Source organism: Uliginosibacterium paludis (assembly GCF_039631355.1).
Lineage (GTDB): Bacteria > Pseudomonadota > Gammaproteobacteria > Burkholderiales > Rhodocyclaceae > Uliginosibacterium > Uliginosibacterium paludis.
The window spans coordinates 285,778-301,252 of record NZ_JBDIVF010000002.1 but is presented as its reverse complement, the minus strand read 5'-3'; the positions used below and the strand labels follow the sequence as shown (position 1 = coordinate 301,252).

The window sequence follows — 15,475 nt, the reverse complement described above, 5'->3', positions numbered from 1 at the left end:
GTTCAGCGCCGCCGTCCGCCCAGGATGGAACCCAGCACGCCACGCACGATCTCGCGGCCGACCGAGCTGCTGATCGTGCGGGTGAGTGTCTTGGCGGCTGTCTGGACGAGGCCGTCATGCTGGCCGCCGCGCGGCCCGACCTTGCCGAACAGGATTTCGCCCAGCGCGCCATCAAGCAGGCCGCCGCCCTGACCTTCTGCCGGAGTCTGGGCGGGTACGCCGGGGCGGGTCGGTGCGGAGGTACCGGCGGGAGCGGCGGCTGCGGCGCCGCGCAGTTTTTCGTAAGCCGATTCGCGGTCCAGCGCTTCTTCATAGGCGCCATAGACCAGCGAGCCGTTGATGGCAGCATTGCGTTCATCCGCCGTCATCGGCCCGATGCGTGAAACCGGCGCGAGCACGAAGGCACGCTCCACGATGCAGGGCGTGCCTTTGGCGTCCAGGAAAGAGATCAGCGCTTCGCCGACACCGAGTTCGGTGATCGCGGCTTCAGTGGAGAAGCGCGCATTGGCGCGCATCGTTTCCGCAGCGACCTTGACCGCTTTCTGGTCGCGCGGCGTGAAGGCACGCAGCGCGTGCTGCACCCGGTTGCCGAGCTGGCCCAGCACCGTTTCAGGCACGTCCAGCGGGTTCTGGGTCACGAAATACACGCCGACCGCCTTGGAGCGGATCAGGCGCACGACCTGCTCGATCTTTTCGATCAGTGCGGGCGGTGCGTCGTTGAAGAGCAGGTGGGCTTCGTCGAAAAAGAACACCAGTTTGGGCTTGTCGAGGTCGCCCGCTTCGGGGAGGTTCTCGAAGAGCTCGGAGAGCAGCCACAGCAGGAAGGTGCCGTAGAGCTTGGGCGCATTGCAGAGCTTGTCGGCCGCGAGGATGTTGATGACGCCGCGCCCCTTGCCGTCGGTCTGCATCAGGTCGGCGATGTTGAGCATCGGCTCGCCGAAGAACTTGTCGCCGCCCTGCTCCTCGAGCGCGAGCAGGCCGCGCTGGATCGCGCCGATGCTGGCGGCGGACACATTGCCGTAGTCGGTTGTCAGCGTGCGGGCGTTTTCCCCCACCCACTGCACCATCGCCCGCAGATCCTTCAGGTCGAGCAGCAGCAAGCCACTGTCATCCGCCACGCGGAACACGATCTGCAGCACGCCGGCCTGGGTTTCGTTGAGCGAGAGCAGGCGTGCGAGCAGCAGCGGACCCATGTCGGAAATCGTGGCGCGCACCGGATGACCCTGTTCGCCGAACACATCCCAAAGCGTGGTGGTAAAGCTGTCGGCCTCCCAGTCGCTCACGCCGAGCGCATCGAGCCGCTCCTTCAGCTTCGGCTTGAGTTCGCCCTTTGCGCCGAGGCCGGACAGGTCACCTTTCACATCGGCCATGAACACCGGCACCCCGATTTTCGCGAAGGATTCGGCCAGCTTCTGCAGGGTGACGGTCTTGCCGGTGCCGGTGGCGCCGGTGATCAGGCCGTGGCGGTTCGCATACTGCGGCAGCAGTGCGATGTCGGTGGATGCGTGGCGGGCAATGACGAGCGGTTCTGACATGTTCTGTGGGCCTCCTCTGGAAGCGGCCATTAAACCCGAAAACGGTTTGGGCGGATGTGCCGGCATTGTTGCAATGCCTTGCCGGGCAGCGTCTGCGGCATGAAAAAGGGCGCCAGTGGCGCCCTCGGGGACACGGGCGTCGTGCGCCTACTTGCCGGCGCAGCCCTTTACGCACTGGTCGAAGCTTGCCTGGCAGCTGCTGCCGCGGCCGCAGCTGAAGAGCCGGTTGCCGCAGCTCTGCGTGCAGGCATTCCAGGCCGGGCTGGCATTCGGTTTGTCCAGGCTCAGCGCATTGCCCTTCACCACTTCGGTGGTGGCGCCGTCTGCTTCTGCAGCCTTGGCTTCGCCCGCCTTCGGGGCGGCAGCGATCTTCGCGCCCGGCTTGCAGAGGGCGGGGTCCAGCGTGCGCGGGCCGCCAGGCACCATCGGCCAGACTTCGGGAGAGATCTCCATGTCGGTCTGGATGCCTTCGGCCGCATTGCCCTTGAGCATGCCCGAGCGGCGCAGCGCGTCAAAGGCCCAGCAGTCGGCGCGGCGCGTCTGCTCTGCGGTGCGTTCGCGGTCGATCGGCAGCCCCAGGCGCGTGATCGCGCAGGCGTGGGCATAGAAGAAGGCGCGGGTTTCCGGCAGCAGCTGCGGCATCATGCTGGGGTTGTAGACGATCACGCGGTTGCCTTCGAACTGCTGCACGTCCACCAGTGAAGCCAGGGCGGGTTCGGCGCGGCTGGCTACCGGGCGGTTCATCGTGTCGGTACAGCCGGCAAAACTGAAGCTCACGGTTTCAGCGGCCAGAGCGGGCGCGGCAAGCAGGGCGAGCAGGAGCGCGAAAAGCGCTGCCAGTGGGTTTTTCATGAATTCCTCCGGTTTGACCGAATTAATCTAGCAGGCTTGCGCAAACCCGCTTGGTGGCCGCCTGATGGGCGGCTGTATAATGCTGACCTTTGATTTTTCAGCATTCATTCGAAAGAGGGCAACATGGCCGGTCACTCAAAATGGGCCAATATCCAGCACCGCAAGGGCCGTCAGGATGCCAAGCGGGGCAAGGTATTCACCAAGCTCATCAAGGAAGTCACCGTTGCAGCCAAACTTGGCGGCGGTGATCTGACGTCAAATCCCCGTCTGCGTCTGGCAGTGGAAAAGGCCAAGGCCGAATCCATGCCCAAGGACAACATCGAGAACGCGATCAAGCGTGGCACCGGCCAGCTTGAAGGCGTGGTCTATGAAGAAGTCCGTTACGAAGGCTACGGCATTGGCGGGGCGGCTGTCATGGTCGATTGCCTCACGGACAACAAGGTGCGCACGGTAGCCGATGTACGCCATGCCTTCAGCAAGTATGGCGGCAACATGGGCACCGATGGTTGCGTGGCCTTCCAGTTCAAGCACTGCGGCGCGCTGCTCTTCGTGCCGGGCACCGATGAGGACGCGCTGATGGATGCGGCGCTCGAAGCCGGCGCCGAAGACGTGGTGACCAACGACGATGGCTCGATCGAAGTGCTGACCGGCCCGTGGGAGTTCTCGACCGTCAAGGACGCGCTCGAAGCGGCCGGTTTCAAGGCCGAGTTCGGCGAAGTCACGATGCGCGCGCTCAACGAGACCGAGTTGTCGGGGGATGATGCCATCCGCATGCAGAAGCTGCTCGACGCCATCGAGTCGCTGGACGATGTCCAGGAGGTGTATACCTCCGCAGTGATGGACGAATAGTTCACACTGTCGGGCCCGTCACCGAGGCGACGCGATGCGTCGCCTTTTTTGTTGCCCCGGTTTCCGCTGCCATGTTCGAACGCCTGCTCGCCCCGCTTTTCGTGCTGCTCTGGAGCACCGGTTTCATCGGTGCGAAGTATGGCTTGCCCTACGCGGATGCCCTGCATTTCCTGAGCGCGCGCTATGCGTTTGTCGTGTTGCTGATGGGCGCTGCGGCGCTGATGTTCAGAGCGCCCTGGCCGCGCAGTGCGGACCGCGTCCTGCATGTGGCGGTGGCGGGCGTACTCATGCAGGCGGTCTATCTGGGCGGTGTGTTTCTCGCCATCGGGCGTGGCCTGCCGGCTGCGCTGACCAGCCTGATCGTGGGTCTGCAGCCACTCATTACCGCGCTGATGGCGGGTCTGCTGCTCGGTGAGCGGGTCAGCCGGCAGCAATGGACCGGGCTTGCGCTGGGCTTTGCCGGCGTGCTGCTGGTGGTGAGCGACAGCCGCCATCCTGGTCTTGGTCAGAGCTGGGGCGTGACCGCGCTGTGGCCGGCGCTCATGGCGCTGGCGGGCATTACGGCCGGCACCCTGTATCAGAAGCGTTTCTGCCCGGTGTTTGACCTGCGCAGCGGGGCGGTCATCCAGTTTGCAGCCAGTTTTCTCGTCACCGCACCGCTGGCGATGGCCCTTGAGCCGCGCCCGATCGAGTGGACGCCCACCTTCATGTTTGCACTGGCCTGGCTGGTGCTGCTGCTCTCGCTGGGCGCGATCAGCCTGCTCAACGTTCTGATCCGGCGCGGATCGGCGGTGAAGGTGACGAGCCTCTTCTATCTCACGCCGGGCGTGACCGCGCTGTGTGCCTGGCTGTTGTTTGACGAACGGCTCGGGCCGTTCGCCGTGCTGGGCATGGTGGTGGGCGCGCTGGGCGTTTGGCTGGCACGCGCCCGGGCCTGAGGGGCCTCAGCCCGCGAGAGGCCTGACCTGGGCTGCATGGCCGGGCTGGGCAAGCCAGCGGCTGAGGATGCGGTAGATGTCGGCGTCGAAGCGGCGGGCAGGGTGCGCGTTGCGCAGATCCTCCAGCCCGCTCTCGTCGGTCACGCTGCCGAGCAGGCACCAGTGATCGAAGAGGTGAAGCTCGCTGCGGCCGCTGCTCTCGTGATGCTCGGCGATGGCCACCTGGCCCAGCCAGGGCCAGGCCGTGAGGCGAAGCGCGGCCATCACGGTTGCCAGGCGCAGGTCATGGACCCGCGCTTCTTCCCGACCGACACAGACGCCGTGACAGCGCCCCAGATGCACGGCCTGGCATGGGCCGCCGCCTGCTTCCAGGCCGATGCGGGTGGCACACAGCCGGTGCTGGCGGGCCAGCTCCTGCAGGGCGGTACGGGCCTCACGCTCGCCGCGGAAGCAGCCGGAGATGTCCTGCCAGTCGGCCGGATCGCTGCCTCCCAGCTCGACCAGCTGGAGCACCGGCGCTTTCAGGGCATGGCGCAACCACTGCCAGCCGAAGGCTGCGGTGGGAGGCTGCTCGCGCAGATCCCGGGCGAGGCGGAGTTCCCTGAACTGGGCGCCGAGTTCGCCGGCGCAGGGAAAGCTCGCCACATCATGGACGGCCGCAGCGATCTTGCGGTTTTTTGCGCTCTGGCGCGGACCGGTAAAAAAACCGAGCACTTGGGAGCGCAGATCGCGCGCCCGGGCGATTTCAAGGATCTGGCCGGTCGCCGAGCGGAACACGTAGGCGCCGGGGCTGTCCGGCAGGGCTTCGAGATCACCCAGCGGCAGGCGGGGGACGCTGCTGGTCGAGAAGGCACGGTCCCACGCATGCTGCAGTCGCTCGCTGCCGGCGCGCTCCTGTGCGTCCTGCAGGAATTGCCACACGATGCGGGCGTCATCAAGTGCACGGTGGCGTGATTCGATCGTGTAGCCGCTGCGCGCGATGATGGCGTCCAGCCCATGCTTGGCGAACTCCGGATCCAGCGCACGTGAGAACTTCACCGAGCACATGACGGGAGCATCCCACGGCTTGCCGAGCTGCTCGAAGGCGGCGCGCAGGAAGTTGTAGTCGAAGCGTGCGTTGTGAGCGACGAACACCGCGCCTGCCAGTCGTGCATGAACCGTGTCGGCCAGATCCGCGAAGCGCGGCGCGTCGGCCACCATTGCGTCGGTGATGCCGATCAGCTCCTGGATGCGCAGCGGGATCTCCATGCCGGGATTGACCAGGCTGCTCCACTGCTCGACGAGTTCGCCATTTTCCGCGATCAGGATCGCGATTTCGGTGATGCGGTCACGGTTGGGGTCGGCCCCGGTGGTTTCAAGGTCGACAATGGCAAGACGGGGAAATTGCATCGGCAGCAGCGTGAGGTGGGTCGGGCGTGAATCATCATGGAGATCGACGCTCGACCCCCGGGCGGGCCGGCATCAATCCATCGAGAAATACGGATAGGGCTTCTGCGGCACGCGCGAGGTGGCATTGGATTGCTGCACGGCGGGGTCCTGCGGCTTGTCCCACCACAGGGCGCGACCTTCCTGGCGTGTGCGGAGCTCTTCGGGATGCTCTTCGAGCCAGCCATTCATGAACTTTGTGAATTCGGAAACGTAGGGCATTGCGTTCTCTCTGAAGGTCAGTGTTTTTCGCCGGGGCGGTCGGTCGTGCGGTCACGCACGATACGGACGACGTCCGGAATGTGGCGCACCGCGCGCATGATCTGCGCCAGATGCGGCCGGTTCTTCACCTGGATCGTGAAGTGGATGATGGTGTCGCCACCATTCTCGTTTTCCATGTTCACGTTCTGGATGTTGGCTTCCTGGTCGGCGATGGCCGCCGCCACGCGGGCAAGGATGCCACGACGATGGTGGATCAGCACGCGGATGCCGACGTCGAAAAGGCGCTCGGCACCGGCTTCCCATTCGACATCGACCCAGCGGTCGCGTTCGGCCGAGTGGTTGCGGGTCAGCACCGGGCAGTCATTCATGTGGACTTCCAGGCCCTGGTCCTTGCGCAGCAGACCCACGATCGGGTCGCCTGGAATCGGCCGGCAGCAGCGGGCCATCTGGATCGCCATGCCTTCGCCGCTCTGGATCAGGACCGGTGCGATCACCCGCGTCTTGCTGACGGGCTCGCCATCGCTGACCGATTTCTCGTCCTGCAGGTCGGCCAGACGGCGGGCTACCATGGCTGCGAGCCGCTTGCCCAGACCGATGTCGGTAAAGATGTCCTCGCGCAGCTTGGTCGAGAACTCCTTCAGGAAGCGCTCCCAGGCCGTGGTGCCGATGTCTGCGAGTTGCAGGTCGAGATGTCGCAGCGCCTGGGCCAGCAGGCGTTCGCCGAGCTGGGTCGCTTCTTCCTGATGCACCGTCTTCAGGAAATGGCGGATTTCGGCGCGGGCCTTGCCGGTCCGGACGTAGGAGAGCCAGGCCGGATTCGGGTGGGCATGCTGGGCCGTGGTGATTTCGACCTGGTCACCGTTCTTCAGCTCGGTGCGCAGCGGGCGCAGCTCACCGTTGATCTTGCAGGCGACGCAGCGGTTGCCGACGTCGGTGTGCACTGCATAGGCGAAATCGACGGCCGTCGCGCCGCGCGGCAGGTTGCGGATCTGGCCTGCCGGCGTGAAGACAAAGACTTCGCCCGGGAAGAGATCGATCTTCACATGCTCGAAAAACTCGGACGAATCGCCGGAGGTGGATTGCAGCTCCAGCAGGGACTGCAGCCAGTTGTGCGTCTTGCGCTGCAGGTCGGACAGTGATTGTGCCGTGTCGTCCTTGTAGAGCCAGTGCGAGGCAACGCCGGACTCGGCAATCGCATGCATCTCGTTGGTCCGGATCTGCACCTCCACCGGCAGGCCGTTCGGACCGATGACGGTGGTATGCAGTGACTGGTAGCCGTTCGCCTTGGGCAGCGCGATGTAGTCCTTGATCTTGCCGGGCACGGGCTTGTAGAGCTCGTGCAGGGCGCCCAGTGCCAGATAGCAGCCGGGAATGTCGCTGACCAGGATGCGGAAACCGTAGATGTCGAGAACCTGTTCGAAGCTGAGGTTCTTGTCGACCATCTTGCGATAGATGCCGAAGAGATGCTTCTCGCGCCCGAAGACTTCCGCTTCCACTCCCCAGGCAGGCATGCGCTCGCGGATACTGCTCATCAGTCGCGTAATCAGCTCGCGCTGATTGCCACGCGCGGCACGCAGTGCATTGCCCAGCACCCGGTAGCGCATCGGGTGAGTGTTCTTGAAGGAGAGTTCCTGCAGCTCGCGGTAGAGGGTGTTGAGCCCGAGCCGGTTGGCAATCGGCGCAAAAATTTCGAGCGTTTCGCGTGCGATGCGGCGCCGTTTGTCGGGACGCACGGCGTCCAGCGTGCGCATGTTGTGCAGGCGGTCGGCCAGCTTGATCAGGATGACGCGGACATCACGCGCCATCGCGAGGAACATCTTGCGGAAGTTCTCGGCCTGCGCCTGCTGATAGGTCTGTGACTCGATCTTGTCGAGCTTGGAGACACCGTCCACGAGTTCGGCCACTGTTTTGCCGAAGCGGGATTCCAGATCGGTTTTGGTGACGTGGGAGTCTTCCATCACGTCATGCAGCAGGCCCGAAATCAGGGCCTGAACGTCCAGATGCCACTGGGCCAGGATTTCGGCCACCGAGAGTGGATGGAAGACGTAGGGCTCGCCGCTGATGCGGAATTGCCCGGCATGCGAGACACAGGCCAGCTCGAAGGCTTCTTCGAGCCGGTCCAGGTCATCGGGCTTGAGGTAGCGTGCGGCCTTCGCACGCAGACTGGAGAACGCAGCGGCTTCTTCCACATGGTCGAAGCGTGTGGCGCCGCTGTCCGGCAACTCCACGGGAGTGGCCGGAGCAGCTTTGAGGGCCGTGGCCACAGGCCGGGTCTCCATGGCTGTTGTCCGGTGCAGACGGCCGGCCGGTGACTCAGGACTGACCGCGGGTCAGCATCTCGCGCCCGACCTTGCCTGCAGCGATTTCACGCAGCGCGACGACGGTGGGCTTGTCACGTTCGGCTTCCACCATCGGGGTGTTGCCGGTGGTCAGCTGACGGGCACGGTAAGTGGCAGCCAGGGTCAGCTCGAAGCGGTTGGGGATCTTGTTGAGGCAGTCTTCGACGGTAATGCGGGCCATGGCGTGTTCCTTTGAATCAGAGGGCAGGGAGAAAACTTTGCGGGCAACGGCCGCGAACCTGGGCAATGCGAAGGCGTGCGGCCCTGGCAACGCAACAGAGCTCATCGAGCGCTATTTGCAAGTCATTGTTAATTATAACGTAATCAAAGTGGTCTACCTGACGCATTTCGTCCTCGGCCGCCGCAAGGCGCTGGGCGATCACTTCGGCGCTGTCCGTACCCCGGCCGCGCAGGCGCTGTTCGAGTGCTTCGAAACTGGGTGGCAGGATGAAAATGCCGATCGCTTCCGGAAAGATCGAGCGCACCTGGGCTGCGCCCTGGCAGTCGATTTCGAGCAGCACATCATGGCCGGCGGCAAGCTGCGTTTCCAGCCAGCGGCGTGAGGTGGCGTAGTAGTTGCCGTGCACCTCGGCCCATTCCAGGAACTCGCCGCGGTCGCGCCGGGTCATGAAGTCGGCAATGCTGGTGAAGTGGTAGGCGACGCCGTCCACCTCGCCCTCGCGAGCCTTGCGGGTGGTGAAGGACACTGACAGATTGACCGCCGGATCACGCTCCAGGAGACCTCGTACGAGCGTGGTCTTGCCGGCTCCGGAAGGGGCTGCGACGATGAAAAGGGATCCCGCCATGGTCACTCCAGATTCTGCACTTGTTCGCGCATCTGTTCGATGTAGACCTTGAGATCGACGGATATTTCCGTAAGTTGAGGCGATACGGCCTTTGAGCCCAGCGTGTTGGCCTCGCGGTTGAGCTCCTGCATGAGGAAGTCCAGACGCTTGCCGACAGCGCCGCCCTTGGCGAGTACGCGCTCGACTTCGTCGAGATGCGCGTTGAGCCGGGTGATTTCTTCGGCGACATCGGCGCGTTGCGCAAAGAGCGTCACTTCCTGGCGGATGCGGTCTTCATCGAGGCTTGCCACCGCTTCGCGCAAGCGTGCGGTGAGCCGTTCGCGGTATTCGCTGACGGCCGCCGGCACGATGGGCGCGGCAACGGCAACCCGCTCGCGGATCAGGCTGACGCGTTCGCGCAACATCGCGACAAGCTTCTCGCCTTCACGTGCGCGAGAAGCGCGGAGCTCGGCCAGTGCGTCCTTCGCGATCTGCTGAACGGCGGCGCCGAGTTCGTCACTGCGCAAGCCCTCTTCAGCCAGAACGCCCGGGTAGCGCAGGATTTCCCCGGTCGAAAGGGGCGCTGCATCAGGGAAAACGGCACGCACCTTGTCTTGCGCTTCACGCAGCTGGTCGAGCGCGGCGGTATTGATCGAAAGCCCGCTGCTGACAGCAGCGACCGCTTGTAAACTCATTCGGCACTCGATCTTGCCGCGTGATACGCTGCCGTTGATAAGCTCCCGCACGATTGGCTCGGCAAAGCGCAAGTCTTCCACGACGCGAAAAGCCAGATCGAGGTAGCGGGAATTCACGCTGCGCAATTCGATCTGAAGGGATGCGTTGCCGACGTCGCGCGAGAGCGCGGCGTAGCCGGTCATGCTGAATACCATGGGGATTCTTTCCTGGGCAGGCAGTGGCCGCCTTTACACGGCAAGACCAAAACCTGAAAATTGATTGACAAGCGGATCATAACGCCCGGATACATGGCCTCTCAAGTTAATAGCCCACTGCCGCCCGGCTTCCAGCTGGAACAATACCGGATCGAGCAGCAGCTCAGCCTGGGTGGATTCTCGATTGTCTATCTCGCGACGGATCACGAGGGCAAGCCGGTCGCCATCAAGGAATACCTGCCGAATTCGCTGGCTCTGCGCAAGAACGGCGAGATCGAACCGCAGATCGATGAAGAGCATCAGGCCGCTTTCCGCTATGGCATGAAATGCTTCTTCGAGGAAGGCCGCTCGCTCGCGCGGCTGATGCATCCCAACGTCGTACGGGTGCTGAATTTCTTCCGCGCCAACGGCACGGTCTACATGGTCATGCAGTTCGAGCGCGGCCGCACCCTGCAGGATTTCATCCAGCGCAACAAGGGGCACATCAAGGAGCGTTTCATCCGCGGCGTGTTCACCCGGATGCTCAATGGCTTGCGCGAAGTCCATGCGCACAAGCTGCTGCACCTCGATATCAAGCCTTCGAACATCTACCTGCGCAACGACGGCACACCGGTACTGCTCGACTTCGGCGCCGCGCGCCAGACGCTGGCGCAGGATCAGCCGATGCTCAAGCCCATGTACACGCCGGGCTTCGCACCGCCCGAGCAGTTCCATGACCGTGAGCATCTGGGGCCCTGGAGCGACATCTACAGCACCGGTGCCGCGATGTACGCCTGCCTGGCCGGGGTGGCGCCGCAGCGTTCGGACGAGCGTCTGAAGAAGGATCTGATGGAGCCCGCGGTCAAGCGCTGGGCCGGCCAGTATTCCCCGCACCTGCTTGAAACCATCGACTGGTGCCTCAATCTCGACCCCCTGCAGCGCCCGCAAAGCGTGTATGCGCTGCAGAAGGAGCTGCTCGCCCGGACGCGTTTCGTGGCCGAGGAAGCTCCCAGCACCCTGTTCGGCAGGGTCGTTCATCGCCTGCGGGCTCTGACAGGTAAAGCATGAAGTTCACGATCTATCAGGAAAGTCGTCCCGGCGGACGCCCCAATAACCAGGACCGCGTGGCCTACAGCTACACGCGCGAGTCCCTGCTGCTGGTCGTGGCGGATGGCATGGGCGGCCATCTGCATGGCGAGATCGCCGCGCAGATTGCGGTGCAGTACATCATCGAGGCCTTTCAGCGCGCGGCCAAGCCGGTCATTCATGACGAATCGATGTTCCTGTCGCGCAGCCTCGGCAACGCCCATGCGGCGATCCAGGATTACGCCTTCGACAAGAACCTGCCGGAAGCGCCCCGCACCACCATCGTGGCCTGTCTGATCCAGAACAGCGTGGCGTTCTGGGCGCATGCCGGGGATTCGCGTCTGTACCTGATCCGCCGGGGTCGCATTGCCCAGCAGACCAAGGATCATTCGCGGCTGCAGATGATGCTCGACCAGGGGCTCATCGATGAAGAGGCCGCCGCTCGTCATCCCGCGCGAAACCGCATCTTCAGCTGTCTCGGCGGCTCGCATTCGCCGCAGATCGAGTTTTCCTCGCCGGTGCCGCTGTTTGCCGACGACCTCATTACGATCTGCACCGACGGCGTCTGGGGCAACCTGACCAATGAAGACTTCACCGGCAGGCTGGGGGACGCGAACATCCTCGACGCCTCGCCCCGTCTGCTGGATCTGGCAGAGCGGCATGGCGGCCTGACCTGCGACAACCTGTCGATGCTGGTCATGCGCTGGCATGACGACTATGCCGACGAGCAGGGCTCGTCGATCTCGACCGCCGCGATGCCGGACGATGGCATCACGACCAAGATGGAAGGCTTTGCGCGGCAGCGCTCGGGCTCGGACAGTGCCAACCTGAGTGACTCTGACATCGAGAAGGCCATCGACGAGATCAACCAGGCGATCCAGAAGTATTCCCGTTTCGATCCGGGCAAATGAGCGGGAACCCGTCGGGCTGACGGGTTCCGTCCTGCCTCTGGAGAGGCGCGCCGGACGAGTCTCGTTCGGGCCGTTTGCCACGGTTCTGCGCCGCCACATTGACAGAGCCCCCTGGCTGCCGGGTTGTCCGGCAGCGGCCCGCGCTCCTACAATCCTCCCCCCACCCACCTTCCGGTTCCCCAGCATGCGCCCCTCCAGCCGACGCCCCGATCAGTTGCGCGAAGTCCGTCTTACCCGCCAGTACACCTGCCATGCGGAGGGTTCTGTGCTGGTCGAGTTCGGCCACACCAAGGTGCTGTGCACCGCGTCGGTCGAGGAAAGCGTGCCGCCCTTCCTGCGTGGCAGGGGCGAGGGCTGGGTGACCGCCGAATACGGCATGCTGCCGCGCTCGACGCATTCACGCATGTCGCGCGAAGCGGCCAAGGGCAAGCAGAGCGGACGCACACAGGAAATCCAGCGCCTGATCGGCCGCAGCCTGCGCGCGGTGGTCGACCTCAAGGCGCTGGGCGAGCGTCAGATCACGATCGACTGCGACGTGCTGCAGGCCGACGGCGGTACGCGCACGGCCTCCATCACCGGCGCCTGCGTGGCGCTGCATGACGCTCTGCAGGGCCTTGTCGCAAGCGGCAAGCTGGCGGCGTCGCCCCTGAAGGACTGGGTTGCGGCCGTGTCGGTCGGCATGTTCGAGGGGCAAGCGGTGCTGGATCTGGACTATCCGGAAGACTCCGCCTGCGATACCGACATGAATGTGGTGATGACCGGCTCGGGCGGTTTCGTGGAAGTGCAGGGTACGGCCGAGGGGGCCCCCTTCGCACGCCAGGAGCTCGATGCCCTGCTTGAACTCGCCGGCAAGGGAATCGGTCAGCTGGTGCTGTTGCAGAAGGCTGCAGTTGCAGCTTGAGCGGGGAGATTCGATGACGATCCCGCTGGAAGAGCTGCTGGCCCGGAACCGCGCCTGGTCCGAAAAGGAACGGCAGGCGGATCCGGAGTATTTTTCCCGCCTAGTTGCGCAGCAGAATCCCGAATTCCTGTGGATCGGCTGCGCGGACAGTCGCGTGCCGGCAAACGAGATCATCGGCCTTGCGCCGGGGGAAGTCTTCGTCCACCGCAACGTCGCCAACGTGGTGGCGCACACCGATCTGAACTGCCTGTCGGTGATGCAGTACGCGGTCGATGTGCTCAAGGTCAAACACATCCTGGTCGTCGGGCACTACGGCTGCGGCGGCGTGCGTGCCGCCCTGACCGATACCCGTGTCGGGCTTGCCGACAACTGGCTCCGGCATGTGCAGGATGTGCGCGACAAATACCGGGCCTGGTTGCGCGGGATCGACGACATGGACATCCGCGCCGACCGGTTGTGCGAGCTCAATGTGGTGGAGCAGGCGCTTAACGTCAGCGAAAGCACGGTGGTTCGCGATGCCTGGGCGCGCGGCCAGGAAGTGGTCGTGCATGGCTGGATCTATGGCCTCGCGGACGGACTGGTGCGCGAGCTGGGCGCCGACATGTGCCGCGACGAAGAGGCCTTCGATGCGTATGAAAGTGCGGTGTCCCGGATCATGCAGCGCGGCTGAAGTCCTGCCGTACGCCGGCGCCCTGGCGCGGTCCGGAAGGCCCTGCGGTTATACTCCAACAAATTTTTCCGGGGGTTCAGGAATGTCCTGTCGATCCAAACTGCTTTCCCGCCAGCGCGGCAGCACCGTCGCTGGGGTGCTCGTCGGCCTGCTGATCGGTGTGCTGATTGCGGCGGGCGTCGCGCTCTACATCAATTTCGGCCCGAAGCCTTTCGTGAACAAGGTCGATCAGGCTCCGCGTGCCACGCAGTCCGAAACCCAGGCGCAGTCTGCGCCGATCGCGCTGCCGGGCAAACCCGGCGACACGCCGGTCAATCAGGCCGCGCCGGCCGACAAGCCCAAGTACGACTTCTACAAGATCCTGCCGGGCGGCGAACAGGCTTCCGCGCCGGTCAGCGTCAAGCCGGCCGAGCCCCCCGCGGCAAGCGACCGGATCTTCCTGCAGGCCGGGGCTTTCCAGAACCCGCTTGACGCCGACAATCTGCGCGCGCGGCTTGCCTTGATGAGCATCGAATCGAACGTTCAGCGGGTTGATCTGTCCGAGAAGGGCGTGTTCTATCGCGTTCGGGTCGGGCCGTTTGCAACGGCTGACGGTGCCGACGCGATGCGGGCGCGCCTCCTGACTGAAGGCATTGAATCCAGCGTGGTTCGCCCCAAGTCCTGAGCACCCCAGAGCAGTCCCCCCATCAACAGGAGAGCAACAGATGCAGCGTCGCAATACCCTCAAGCTTTTTGCCGCCGGTCTCATCCTGGCCGCTTCGGGCCTGATGCCCGCCCAGGCGCAGCAGGGTGTCACCCCGATCAACCCGCCGCAGCCGACGCTGCCCAGCGGCCAGATCGAAGTTGTCGAGTTCTTTTCCTATGGCTGCCCGCATTGCGCGCATTTCGATCCGATCCTGACGAAGTGGCGTTCGGAGCAGCAGAAGGATGTGGTCTTCAAGCGCGTGCCGGTGTCTTTCGGCCGCTCTGAATGGGCAGCGTATGGCCGTCTTTACCTTACGCTGAATGCGCTGGGCGTGTCCGACAAGCTGGATGCGGCGGTGTTCGATGCCATCCACAAGGATCACGTCAAGCTGGAAAAGGAAGACGTGCGTAACGACTGGCTGGCCAAGAAGGGCGTCGACGTGAAGAAGTTCAACGACACCTGGCGCTCGTTTGCGGTCGACACCCAGGCCAAGCGTGCCGAGCAGGTCGGTGCCGCTTACAAGGTCATGGGCGTGCCCTATCTCGCGATTGCAGGCAAGTTCGGCATTGAGGGGGGCGATCCGAATGGCCTCAAGACGGCCGACGAGGTGATCGCGAAGATCCGTAGCGGCAAGTGAGCCTGAAAGTCGTCATCACCGGTGCTTCGAGCGGCATCGGCGCAGCCCTGGCGCGCGCCTATGCCACTCGCGGCGCCACGCTGGGGCTGGTGGGTCGGCGTGCTGACGCACTCGAGGCGCTGCGCAGCGAGCTGCCCGGCGAGCATCTGGTGATGGTGGCCGATGTCGCCGACGCCGAGGCCCTGAGCGGTGCCGCGCGGGACTTCATGAACCGCTTCGGTGTGCCGGACGTCGTGATCGCCAATGCCGGGGTGTCCGCGGGGACTCTGAGCGAGGAACGAGGCGACCTGGCCGTTTTCAGCCGCATCCTGCAGACCAATCTGCTGGGCATGGTGGCTACCTTCCAGCCGTTCATCGTGCCGATGCGTCGCGCACGGCACGGGCATCTGGTCGGCATTTCCTCGGTGGCCGGGGTTCGCGGTCTGCCCGGGGCCGGCGCTTACAGCGCATCCAAGGCGGCGGTCAGCCGCTACCTCGAGAGTCTGCGGGTGGAGATGCGCGGGACGGGCGTTGCCGTCAGCGAAATCCGGCCCGGCTACATCCGCACGCCGATGACCGATGTGAATGGCTACCGCATGCCCTTCATCATCGATGCCGATGACGCTGCGGAGCGTTTCATCCGGGCACTCGAACGCGCGCCGGCACGCGCCACGATTCCCTGGCAGATGGCCTGCGTCGCACCCTTGCTCGCGGTCCTGCCGGCCTGGCTTTATGACCGCCTCGCCGCAAGGGCCGGGCGCAAGCCGCGCAACCTGCCCCGTCTCTGAACGC

Annotated in this window: 17 protein-coding genes; 9 read left to right on the top strand and 8 right to left on the bottom strand. The window is 64.5% G+C overall.

Annotation, left to right across the window (positions count from 1 at the left end):
• Window positions 1–2 precede the first annotated feature (2 nt).
• Both ABDB87_RS06370 and ABDB87_RS06365 read right to left on the bottom strand, forming a co-directional pair.
• Window positions 3–1,535 carry a helicase HerA-like domain-containing protein gene (locus ABDB87_RS06370; RefSeq protein WP_345925159.1) on the bottom strand — a complete coding sequence of 511 codons (1,533 nt, stop codon included), beginning with the start codon at window positions 1,533–1,535 and terminating at the stop codon, window positions 3–5.
• A 147-nt stretch (window positions 1,536–1,682) separates the two neighbouring features.
• Window positions 1,683–2,387, bottom strand: coding sequence for a hypothetical protein (locus tag ABDB87_RS06365; RefSeq protein ID WP_345925157.1), 705 nt, complete (start codon window positions 2,385–2,387; stop codon window positions 1,683–1,685).
• A gap of 123 nt (window positions 2,388–2,510) precedes the next feature.
• On the opposite strand from ABDB87_RS06365, the gene ABDB87_RS06360 reads away from it, so the two are divergent.
• The gene (locus ABDB87_RS06360; RefSeq protein ID WP_345925155.1) at window positions 2,511–3,236 is read left to right on the top strand and encodes a YebC/PmpR family DNA-binding transcriptional regulator; all 726 of its coding nucleotides are present in this window, start codon (window positions 2,511–2,513) and stop codon (window positions 3,234–3,236) included.
• Between the two features lie 71 nt (window positions 3,237–3,307).
• Complete coding sequence (locus tag ABDB87_RS06355; RefSeq protein ID WP_345925153.1) at window positions 3,308–4,174, top strand: DMT family transporter; 867 nt, start codon at window positions 3,308–3,310, stop codon at window positions 4,172–4,174.
• A 6-nt stretch (window positions 4,175–4,180) separates the two neighbouring features.
• Here ABDB87_RS06355 and ABDB87_RS06350 read toward each other — a convergent pair whose 3' ends face one another.
• The 6 genes from ABDB87_RS06350 to ABDB87_RS06325 all read right to left on the bottom strand — a co-directional run bounded on the left by ABDB87_RS06350 (window position 4,181) and on the right by ABDB87_RS06325 (window position 9,835).
• On the bottom strand, window positions 4,181–5,563 hold the full coding sequence (locus ABDB87_RS06350) for an exonuclease domain-containing protein (RefSeq protein WP_345925151.1): 1,383 nt from the start codon (window positions 5,561–5,563) through the stop codon (window positions 4,181–4,183).
• A 72-nt stretch (window positions 5,564–5,635) separates the two neighbouring features.
• On the bottom strand, window positions 5,636–5,821 hold the full coding sequence (locus ABDB87_RS06345) for a DUF3460 family protein (protein ID WP_345925149.1): 186 nt from the start codon (window positions 5,819–5,821) through the stop codon (window positions 5,636–5,638).
• Window positions 5,822–5,838: 17 nt separating this feature from the next.
• Complete coding sequence (locus ABDB87_RS06340) at window positions 5,839–8,100, bottom strand: RelA/SpoT family protein (protein WP_345925147.1); 2,262 nt, start codon at window positions 8,098–8,100, stop codon at window positions 5,839–5,841.
• Between the two features lie 34 nt (window positions 8,101–8,134).
• Entirely contained in the window at window positions 8,135–8,341 is a 207-nt protein-coding gene (gene rpoZ / locus ABDB87_RS06335) for a DNA-directed RNA polymerase subunit omega (protein WP_385917402.1), read from the bottom strand.
• Window positions 8,342–8,357: 16 nt separating this feature from the next.
• Entirely contained in the window at window positions 8,358–8,966 is a 609-nt protein-coding gene (gene gmk, locus ABDB87_RS06330) for a guanylate kinase (RefSeq protein ID WP_345925145.1), read from the bottom strand.
• A gap of 2 nt (window positions 8,967–8,968) precedes the next feature.
• Window positions 8,969–9,835, bottom strand: coding sequence for a YicC/YloC family endoribonuclease (locus ABDB87_RS06325; protein ID WP_345925143.1), 867 nt, complete (start codon window positions 9,833–9,835; stop codon window positions 8,969–8,971).
• A 93-nt stretch (window positions 9,836–9,928) separates the two neighbouring features.
• Here ABDB87_RS06325 and ABDB87_RS06320 point away from each other — a divergent pair, with 93 nt between their 5' ends.
• The 7 genes from ABDB87_RS06320 (at window position 9,929) to ABDB87_RS06290 (ending at window position 15,471) form a co-directional block, all read left to right on the top strand.
• The gene (locus ABDB87_RS06320; RefSeq protein WP_345925141.1) at window positions 9,929–10,882 is read left to right on the top strand and encodes a serine/threonine protein kinase; all 954 of its coding nucleotides are present in this window, start codon (window positions 9,929–9,931) and stop codon (window positions 10,880–10,882) included.
• Window positions 10,879–11,811, top strand: a complete 933-nt coding sequence (locus tag ABDB87_RS06315; RefSeq protein ID WP_345925139.1) for a PP2C family protein-serine/threonine phosphatase — start codon at window positions 10,879–10,881, stop codon at window positions 11,809–11,811. The genes ABDB87_RS06320 and ABDB87_RS06315 overlap by 4 nt, the downstream gene beginning before the upstream one ends.
• Window positions 11,812–11,995: 184 nt before the next feature.
• Window positions 11,996–12,712 carry a ribonuclease PH gene (gene rph, locus ABDB87_RS06310; RefSeq protein WP_345925137.1) on the top strand — a complete coding sequence of 239 codons (717 nt, stop codon included), beginning with the start codon at window positions 11,996–11,998 and terminating at the stop codon, window positions 12,710–12,712.
• A 13-nt stretch (window positions 12,713–12,725) separates the two neighbouring features.
• Window positions 12,726–13,382 carry a carbonate dehydratase gene (gene can / locus ABDB87_RS06305; protein WP_345925135.1) on the top strand — a complete coding sequence of 219 codons (657 nt, stop codon included), beginning with the start codon at window positions 12,726–12,728 and terminating at the stop codon, window positions 13,380–13,382.
• 82 nt (window positions 13,383–13,464) lie between these two features.
• Window positions 13,465–14,046 (top strand): SPOR domain-containing protein, encoded by a 582-nt coding sequence (locus ABDB87_RS06300; protein ID WP_345925133.1) that lies wholly within the window; start codon window positions 13,465–13,467, stop codon window positions 14,044–14,046.
• A 40-nt stretch (window positions 14,047–14,086) separates the two neighbouring features.
• On the top strand, window positions 14,087–14,704 hold the full coding sequence (locus ABDB87_RS06295; protein ID WP_345925131.1) for a thiol:disulfide interchange protein DsbA/DsbL: 618 nt from the start codon (window positions 14,087–14,089) through the stop codon (window positions 14,702–14,704).
• Window positions 14,701–15,471 carry an SDR family oxidoreductase gene (locus ABDB87_RS06290; protein ID WP_345925130.1) on the top strand — a complete coding sequence of 257 codons (771 nt, stop codon included), beginning with the start codon at window positions 14,701–14,703 and terminating at the stop codon, window positions 15,469–15,471. The genes ABDB87_RS06295 and ABDB87_RS06290 overlap by 4 nt, the downstream gene beginning before the upstream one ends.
• Window positions 15,472–15,475: the final 4 nt, after the last annotated feature.